The following is an 8,155-nucleotide window of genomic DNA, read 5'->3' on the forward strand; positions in this document are numbered from 1 at the left end:
TCGGCGCTGCCGCGACCACACCGCGGCGCGGCCTGGCCGTGCATGCCGCCCGGCGCGCGCACACCCCGTGCCGCGCGGCTCGCCCCGCTCCATCGTCCTGCGCTTCTCATTCAACCGCACTCCATCTTCTGCATTCTGCTTGTAGGAGGACTGCCGACCGATTTCGCCGACCGCTCGGTCGGCGAAAGCTGAGTGTAACGGACGCCTTTTGCGCACGCCAACCGGGTAAGCCCGGACGGTATGCGCGCGGCTGCGCGCCGTACGCCGCTGCGTATGCGAAAACGGAAATACGAAGGAAGACAAAGAATACGCGCCCGAATGCGGTGCGATGAATGCGAACCGCCACTGCGAGTCGGCCGTTGCACGCGCATTGAATGCAATGAAAATCCGCGCGCAAATGAAAAAGCGCTGTTGGATTCCGTCCAACAGCGCTTTGGGGTCCGGGCACTTTGTGCCTCGATTGTCTCCTCGTTCTCCACCTGCAAATTCGATTCGCGGTGCATCAGAACTGAAACGAAGCTTAAAGAAGCTTAAGGCCGCCGGCAACTTAGCATTTACCCCTATGGTGCATCGCCGCACGAAAATGGGGCACCACTTTGCCGCGCGGCGCGTGCCGGAGGCCGCTTCGGCGCCGTTCCGAAGCATGCCGGATGGTGCTTCGCATCAAGGCGCCGCCGGCCGTGCGCACGCCGTTACGACGCGCCGAGCGGCTTGATCCGCGCGATCATCTCGCCGACGATCCCGCGCCGGAACGCGAGCACGCAGGCGATGAAGATCAGCCCGGTGACGATCGTCGCCGATTCGCCGAGCGAATGGAACCAGCCGATGCCCGTCGTCGAGGCCAGCCACTCGCCGATGTCGCCGAGCCGGTCTTCGAGCGCGACGATCAGCGCCGCGCCGAGCAGCGGCCCGAACAGCGTGCCCATGCCGCCGACGAGCGTCATCAGCACGACGAGGCCCGACATCGTCCAGTAGGCATCGGACAGCGTCTCGAAGCCGAGCACGAGCACCTTCAGCGATCCGGCCAGCCCCGCGAGCCCCGCCGACAGCACGAACGCGAGCAGCTTGAAGCGATCGGTGTCGTAGCCGAGCGAGATCGCGCGCGCCTCGTTCTCCTTGATCGCGACGAGCACCTGGCCGAACGGCGAATGCACGATCCGCACGATGAACGCGCAGGCGGCGACGATCACGACGAGCACGACGTAGTACAGCGCGAGGTCGTTCGACAGGTCGAGCAGCCCGAACAGCCGGCCGCGCGGCACGCCCTGCAGCCCGTCCTCGCCGTGCGTGAACGGCGCCTGCAGATAGATGAAGTACACCATCTGCGCGAACGCGAGCGTGATCATCGCGAAATAGATGCCTTGCCGGCGAATCGCGAACAGGCCGACGACGAGCCCGAGCAGCGTCGCGATCGCGGTGCCGGCCAGCACGCCGAGCTCGGGCGTGAAACCGAGCGTCTGCATCGAGTAGCCGGTCGCGTAGCCGGCCGTCGCGAGGAACATCGCATGGCCGAACGACAGCAGCCCCGTATAGCCGATCAGCAGGTTGAACGCGGCCGCGAACAGCGCGAACGCAAGCACCTTCATCACGAAGACCGGATACGCGCCGACGAACGGCGCGACGAGCAGTGCGGCGAGCAGCACGCCGTAGAGCACTTTTCTCTGCATCATTTTTCCTTGCCGAACAGGCCGGCCGGGCGGATCAGCAGCACGATCGCCATGATGACGAACACGACCGTCGCGGACGCTTCCGGATAGAACACGCGCGTAAAACCCTCGATCACGCCGAGCAGCAGGCCCGTGACGATCGAGCCGAGAATCGACCCCATCCCGCCGATCACGACCACCGCGAACACGGTGATGATCATCGGCTGGCCCATCAGCGGCGACACCTGGATCACCGGCGCGGCGAGCACGCCTGCGAAGGCGGCGAGCGCGACGCCGAAGCCGTAGGTGAGCGTGATCATCATCGGCACGTTCACGCCGAACGCCTCGACGAGCTTCGGGTTCTCGGTGCCCGCACGCAGGTAGGCGCCGAGCCGCGTCTTCTCGATCACGAACCAGGTGGCGAGGCACACCGCGAGCGACGCGACGACGACCCACGCACGATAGTTCGGCAGGAACATGAAGCCGAGATTGGTCGCGCCGGACAGCTGCGACGGCACGTCGTACGGCTGCCCCGACGAGCCGTAGATCGAGCGGAACACGCCTTCGACGACGAGCGTGAGGCCGAATGTCAGCAGCAGCCCGTACAGGTGATCGAGCTTGTACAGCCAGCGCAGCATCGAGCGCTCGATCGCGATGCCGAACGCACCGACGATCAGCGGCGCGAGCACGAGCATCGCCCAGTACGGCAGCCCGAAGTACGACAAGCCCATCCAGGCGAGCATCGCGCCCAGCATGAACAGTGCGCCATGCGCGAAGTTGATCACGTTGAGCAGCCCGAAGATCACCGCCAGCCCGAGGCTCAGGATCGCGTAGAACGAACCGTTGACGAGCCCGAGCAGCAACTGGCTCAGCATCGCCGGCAACGGAATGCCAAAGATTTCCATCGAGTTTGCCGTCAGAATGAGTTTCGTTGCGCACGCAACCGTATCGGGCCGCGTGCGCCGGCGGCGCAGCGGACGTACCGCGACGGCCGCCGGTGCGGCGCGGCGCGCGCTAGGCGCGCCGCCGCGTCACGTCTACTTCCACAGCGCGCAGCGCGATTCCTGCTTGGTCGCGAATGCCTGTTCGCCCGGGATCGTCGCGAGCACCTTGTAGTAATCCCAGGGCTCCTTCGACTCGGACGGCTTCTTCACCTCCATCAGATACATGTCGTGGATCATGCTGCCGTCCTGACGGATGTAGCCCTTCGCGTAGAAGTCGCTGATCTTCATCTTCTTCAGCTCGGCCATCACCTTGTCGGAATCGGTCGTGCCGGCCGCCTGCACGGCCTTGAGGTACGTCGTCACCGACGAATAGTCGGCCGCCTGCAGGCTCGACGGCATCTTCTTCATCTTGCCGAAGTAGCGCTGCGCCCACTGGCGCGACGCCGCATCGCGGTTCCAGTACCAGCTGTCGGTCAGCACGAGGCCCTGCGTCGTCTCGAGGCCGAGGCTGTGCACGTCGTCGATGAACATCAGCAGCGCGGCGATCTTCATCGTCTTCGTGATGCCGAATTCCTTCGACGCCTTGATCGAATTGATCGTGTCGCCGCCGGCATTCGCGAGGCCGAGGATCTGCGCCTTCGACGACTGCGCCTGCAGCAGGAACGACGAGAAGTCCGACGCGGACAGCGGATGGCGCACCGAGCCGAGCACCTGTCCGCCGTTCGCCTTCACGACATCCGACGTGTTTTTCTCGAGCGCCTTGCCGAACGCGTAGTCGGCGGTCAGGAAGAACCACGTCTTGCCGCCCTGCTTCACGACCGCGGAACCGGTGCCTTTCGCGAGCGCCATCGTGTCGTACGCGTAGTGCACGGTGTACGGCGTGCACTGTTCGTTGGTCAGCGTGTCGGCGCCCGCGCCGATGTTGATGTAGACCTTCTTCTTCTCGGCCGCGACCTGATTCATCGACAGCGCGGTCGCCGAGTTCGTGCCGCCGACGAGCAGGTCGAGACCGCCGCGGTCCATCCATTCGCGCGCCTTCGACGCGGCGATGTCGGCCTTGTTCTGGTGATCGGCATAGACGACCTCGATCGGCTTGCCGAGCACCTTGCCGCCGAAGTCGGCGACCGCCATGCGGATCGCCTCGAGGCCGCCCTGCCCGTCGATATCCGCGTAAAGCCCCGACATGTCCGTGATGAAGCCGATCTTCACGGTATCCGCCGCGTGGGCGGCGCCGGCGGCGAATGCGGCGGTCGCGAGTGCGAGACACGCGTGGGCGAGGGTCTTCATTTTCATTGACGTCTCCTGTTGTTCTGATGCGTTGTGGTTGTTCGTGCGCCGCGACGGCAGGCGGCAAGGAAACGGGGCGGCGTCACACCCCGAGCAGGTCGTGCAGGACCGGCATCTTGCCTTCCAGTTCCGACGCGCGGAAATGTTCGACGATGCGGCCGTGCTCCATCACGTAGAAGCGGTCGGCGAGCGGTGCGGCAAAGCGGAAATTCTGTTCGACCATCACGATCGTGTAGCCGCGCGACTTCAGCGCGACGATCATGCGCGCGAGCGCCTGCACGATCACCGGTGCAAGGCCTTCCGAGATCTCGTCGAGCAGCAGCAGGTTCGCGCCCGTGCGCAGGATGCGCGCGACCGCGAGCATCTGCTGCTCGCCGCCGGACAGCCGCGTGCCCTGGCTCTGCCGCCGCGAAGCGAGGTTCGGGAACATCGCGTAGATGTCGTCGAGCGACATCGCGTTCTCGCGCGCGCCGATCAGCGGCGGCAGCATCAGGTTCTCCTCGCACGACAGGCTCGAGAAGATCCCGCGCTCCTCCGGGCAATAGCCGACACCGAAATGCGCGATGCGGTGCGTCGCGAGACCGATCGTCTCGTTGCCTGCGACCTTGATCGAGCCGCTGCGGCGGCCCGTGAGCCCCATGATCGCGCGCAGCGTCGTCGTGCGGCCCGCGCCGTTGCGGCCGAGCAGCGTGACGACCTCGCCGCGATGAACGGTCAGGTCGACCCCGTGCAGAATGTGCGATTCCCCGTACCAGGCCTCGAGGCCCGTGATTTCCAGCGCGGGCGTGCCGCTTTCGACACCGCTCAACTCGCGTTCCTCCCGTTCGCTGTGCTTCATGCGTGCGCCCCCGCGAGCGCCGCGTCCGCGCTGCCCATGTAAGCCTCGATGACGAGCGGATTCTTCGACACCTCCGCATACGAACCCTCGGCGAGCACCTCGCCGCGCTGCAGGACCGTGATCGTGTCCGAGATGCCGGCGATCACGTTCATGTTGTGCTCGACCATCAGGATCGTGCGGCCGCTCGCGACCTTCTTGATCAGTGCGGTCACGCGATCGACGTCCTCGTGGCCCATCCCCTGCGTGGGCTCGTCGAGCAGCATCAGTTCGGGTTCCATCGCGAGCGTCGTCGCGATCTCGAGCGCGCGCTTGCGCCCGTACGCGAGCTCGACGGTGCGCACGTGCGCGAAATCGGTGAGGCCGACTTGCGTGAGCAGATCCATCGCGCGATCGTCGAGACGCTTTAACGTGCGCTCGCTGCGCCAGAAATGGAATTCGGTGCCGAGCGCGCGCTGCAGGCCGATGCGCACGTTCTGCAACGCGGTCAGATGCGGGAACACGGCCGAAATCTGGAACGAGCGGATGATCCCGCGGCGCGCGACCTGGGCCGGCCGCTCGTCGGTGATATCGATGCCGTTGAAGACGATCTGGCCGGCCGTCGGCGTCAGGAACTTCGTCAGCAGGTTGAAGCAGGTCGTCTTGCCGGCGCCGTTCGGACCGATCAAGGCGTGAATGGCACCGCGACGCACGCGCAGGTTCACGCCATTCACGGCCGTGAAGCCCCTGAATTCCTTGGTGAGTCCGCGTGTTTCCAGAATCGTGTCGCCGAGAATCATGTTCCCTTCCGTACGAAGTCAGGCGAAGCACCGGGAAAGTTCGCGCAAGCGGCCGCGAAACAGGTCAGCGGATCGACGGGCTGCCCCCGAGCGCCGTGTTACGCCTCGAGGGTGGTCTCCCGCGCCGACGCGTAGGCACGCTGCGCGTCATTGTCGCGCCGTTGGTGCAGTGCAATCATCGGGATTTGCACTTATAGGGATGGCCGCGATACGCACGCCGCTGCGCATGCCGCTGTCCGCGCCGCTGCACGCGCCGTTCCCGTGCATCCGATGCACGCGAAAGGCGCGCGAACGCACGGTGCGCACGAATCGTGCCGCGCAGCACACACGCGGCGTGCACAAGCATGCGTTGTTTCGCAGCGCGAAGCAGCGCGTGGCGCGACGCGCGTCCGTGATCGCGGCGCAATGGATGCCCACGCGCGCGTCAGCGTGTCGTCATGCGGGCGCCACGGCCGCATCGGTGTGCACCGAGGCGGCCGCGTCGCGTGCTGCACGTCGGTCCGCGCGGATCATGTCGCTCGCGCGCTCGGCGATCATCAGCGTCGGCGAATTCGTGTTGCCCGACGTGATGAACGGCATCACCGACGCATCGACGATGCGCAGCCCCGCGATACCGCGCACGCGCAGCCGGCTGTCGACGACCGCGCGCGGATCGTCCGCGCGTCCCATGCGACACGTGCCGACCGGATGGAAGATCGTCGTGCCGACCGCGCCGGCCGCTTCCTGCAGCTCGGCTTCGGTCTGATAGCGCGCGCCCGGCAGGATTTCCTCGGGACGGTAGCGCGCGAGCGCCGGCGCGGACGCGATGCGGCGCGTGAGACGCAGCGCGTTGGCGGCGACGTGGCGGTCGTAGTCGGTCGACAGGTAGTTCGGCGCGATCACGGGCGCCGCATGCGGATCGGCGCTCGCGACATGCACGCTGCCGCGCGAGGTCGGCCGCAGATGACACACGGACGCCGTGAACGCATTGAAGCTGTGCAGCGGCTCGCCGAAGCGGTCGAGCGACAGCGGCTGCACGTGATACTCGAGATCGGGCGACGCGAGCGTCGGATCGTCCGGATCGGATTTCGCGAACGCGCCGAGCTGCGACGGCGCCATCGACATCGGCCCGCGCTGCAGCAGCGCATATTCGGCGCCGATCATCAGCTTGCCCCACCAGCGCGCGGACAGCGTGTTCAGCGTGCGCACGCCCTGCACGCGAAACGCCATGCGCAGCTGCAGGTGGTCCTGCAGGTTTTCGCCGACGCCCGGCAGATCCTGTACGACGTCGATGCCGAGCGCCTGCAGCCGCCGGCCGTCGCCGACGCCGGACAGCTCCAGCAGCTGCGGCGAATTCACCGCACCCGACGTGAGCAGCACTTCGATGCGCGCACGCGCGACGTACTCGGTACCGCCGCCGCGATATTCGACACCGACCGCACGCCGCCCCTCGAAAATCACGCGCTGCGCGTGCGCGCCGGTGATCACGGTCAGATTCGCGCGCGCCATCGCGGGCCGCAGGAATGCTTTCGACGTGTTCCAGCGCACGCCGCGCTTCTGGTTCACCTCGAAGTAGCCGACGCCCGTGTTGTCGCCGCGATTGAAATCGTCGGTGGCCGGAATGCCCGTCTGCTGCGCGGCCTGCGCGAACGATTCGAGGATCTCCCAGCGCAGCCGCTGCTTCTCGACGCGCCAGTAGCCGCCCGCGCCGTGCGCGTCGCTCGCGCCGGCATGATGATCCTCGCTGCGTTTGAACACCGGCAGCACGCTGTCCCAGGACCAGCCGGCGTCGCCGGTTTCCCGCGCCCAGCGGTCGTAATCGTCGCGCTGGCCGCGCATGTAGATCATCCCGTTGATCGACGAACAGCCGCCGAGCACGCGTCCGCGCGGATACGACAGCGCGCGGCCGTTGAGCCCTGCTTCCGGCTGCGTCTTGTACAGCCAGTCGGTGCGCGGATTGCCGATGCAATACAGATAGCCGACCGGGATATGAATCCAGTGATAGTCGTCCTTGCCGCCCGCCTCGAGCAGCAGCACGCGAACGTCCGGGTCCTCGGTCAGCCGGTTGGCCAGCACGCAGCCGGCCGTGCCCGCGCCGACGATCAGATAATCGAATTCGCCTTCGAGCGTACGTTCCGTACTCACGATGTGTCTCCTGTCGATCGGCGTGCACGCCGATTCGATGCAAAGCATGTTGTTATCGCGTCGCGCGGCGCGATTCCGCGCGTCGTTTTCAGCATAGTGCGTCCGCGCCGCCGGCGGCGCCTGCAGTGCATGGCGTGCTGCACGTCGACCTACGGCGCGACGCCGCGATCGCCGCCGCGCCGTTCGCGCCCGTCACGCGTCGCGGGACGCGACCGATGAAGCGTACTCCCGGCGCCGCCCGCCGATCCAATGAGTTATGCTCAACTGCGTTATAAGCGGCGCTCATATCACGACGATGGATCTCACCCTGCTACGCGCGTTCGCGACGGTCGCCCGTGAAGGCAATCTGACGCGCGCGGCCGCGCAGCTGCATCTGACGCAGCCCGCTGTGAGCCTGCAGATCAAGCATCTGCAGGAGACGCTCGGCGTCGCGCTGTTCACGCGCACGTCGCGCGGGCTCGCGCTCACGCGCGACGGCCAGACGCTGCTGCCGCACGCGGAACGCGCGCTCGCGGCGGCCGCCGACGTCGAGCGCGCGGC

At 66.6% G+C, this 8,155-nt stretch carries 7 protein-coding genes and 1 pseudogene; 1 reads left to right on the forward strand and 7 read right to left on the reverse strand.

Going from position 1 to position 8,155, the window contains the following annotated elements:
- The 7 genes and pseudogenes from HMPREF3115_RS31850 to HMPREF3115_RS02555 all read right to left on the reverse strand — a co-directional run.
- Positions 1 to 426, reverse strand: a pseudogene (locus HMPREF3115_RS31850) (hypothetical protein); the annotation flags it as partial.
- Between the two features lie 266 nt (positions 427 to 692).
- Positions 693 to 1,667, reverse strand: coding sequence for a branched-chain amino acid ABC transporter permease (locus HMPREF3115_RS02525; RefSeq protein WP_012212466.1), 975 nt, complete (start codon positions 1,665 to 1,667; stop codon positions 693 to 695).
- Positions 1,667 to 2,551: a branched-chain amino acid ABC transporter permease gene (locus HMPREF3115_RS02530; protein ID WP_006401481.1), complete on the reverse strand. Its 885-nt coding sequence runs from the start codon at positions 2,549 to 2,551 to the stop codon at positions 1,667 to 1,669. Before HMPREF3115_RS02530 ends, HMPREF3115_RS02525 begins: the two co-directional genes overlap by 1 nt.
- 132 nt (positions 2,552 to 2,683) lie before the next feature.
- Positions 2,684 to 3,883 carry an ABC transporter substrate-binding protein gene (locus tag HMPREF3115_RS02535; protein WP_060110996.1) on the reverse strand — a complete coding sequence of 400 codons (1,200 nt, stop codon included), beginning with the start codon at positions 3,881 to 3,883 and terminating at the stop codon, positions 2,684 to 2,686.
- 76 nt (positions 3,884 to 3,959) lie between these two features.
- On the reverse strand, positions 3,960 to 4,715 hold the full coding sequence (locus HMPREF3115_RS02540; RefSeq protein ID WP_006411523.1) for an ABC transporter ATP-binding protein: 756 nt from the start codon (positions 4,713 to 4,715) through the stop codon (positions 3,960 to 3,962).
- Positions 4,712 to 5,491 (reverse strand): ABC transporter ATP-binding protein, encoded by a 780-nt coding sequence (locus HMPREF3115_RS02545; protein WP_006401484.1) that lies wholly within the window; start codon positions 5,489 to 5,491, stop codon positions 4,712 to 4,714. The genes HMPREF3115_RS02540 and HMPREF3115_RS02545 overlap by 4 nt, the downstream gene beginning before the upstream one ends.
- A gap of 435 nt (positions 5,492 to 5,926) precedes the next feature.
- Positions 5,927 to 7,615, reverse strand: coding sequence for a GMC family oxidoreductase (locus HMPREF3115_RS02555; protein ID WP_175835567.1), 1,689 nt, complete (start codon positions 7,613 to 7,615; stop codon positions 5,927 to 5,929).
- A gap of 295 nt (positions 7,616 to 7,910) precedes the next feature.
- Here HMPREF3115_RS02555 and HMPREF3115_RS02560 point away from each other — a divergent pair.
- A partial coding sequence (locus tag HMPREF3115_RS02560; RefSeq protein WP_141751620.1) for a LysR family transcriptional regulator occupies positions 7,911 to 8,155 on the forward strand: 245 nt, incomplete at its 3' end.

This window comes from Burkholderia sp. HMSC10F09, assembly GCF_001806955.1.
GTDB classification, from domain to species: Bacteria; Pseudomonadota; Gammaproteobacteria; order Burkholderiales; family Burkholderiaceae; genus Burkholderia; species Burkholderia multivorans.

Excerpts from the sequence above, each read along its gene's own strand:
- HMPREF3115_RS02545 (WP_006401484.1), bottom strand. The coding sequence starts at position 5,491 with ATGATTCTCGGCGACACGATTCTGGAAACACGCGGACTCACCAAGGAA.
- HMPREF3115_RS02535 (WP_060110996.1), bottom strand. The coding sequence starts at position 3,883 with ATGAAAATGAAGACCCTCGCCCACGCGTGTCTCGCACTCGCGACCGCC.
- HMPREF3115_RS02525 (WP_012212466.1), bottom strand. The coding sequence starts at position 1,667 with ATGCAGAGAAAAGTGCTCTACGGCGTGCTGCTCGCCGCACTGCTCGTC.
- HMPREF3115_RS02540 (WP_006411523.1), bottom strand. The coding sequence starts at position 4,715 with ATGAAGCACAGCGAACGGGAGGAACGCGAGTTGAGCGGTGTCGAAAGC.
- HMPREF3115_RS02530 (WP_006401481.1), bottom strand. The coding sequence starts at position 2,551 with ATGGAAATCTTTGGCATTCCGTTGCCGGCGATGCTGAGCCAGTTGCTG.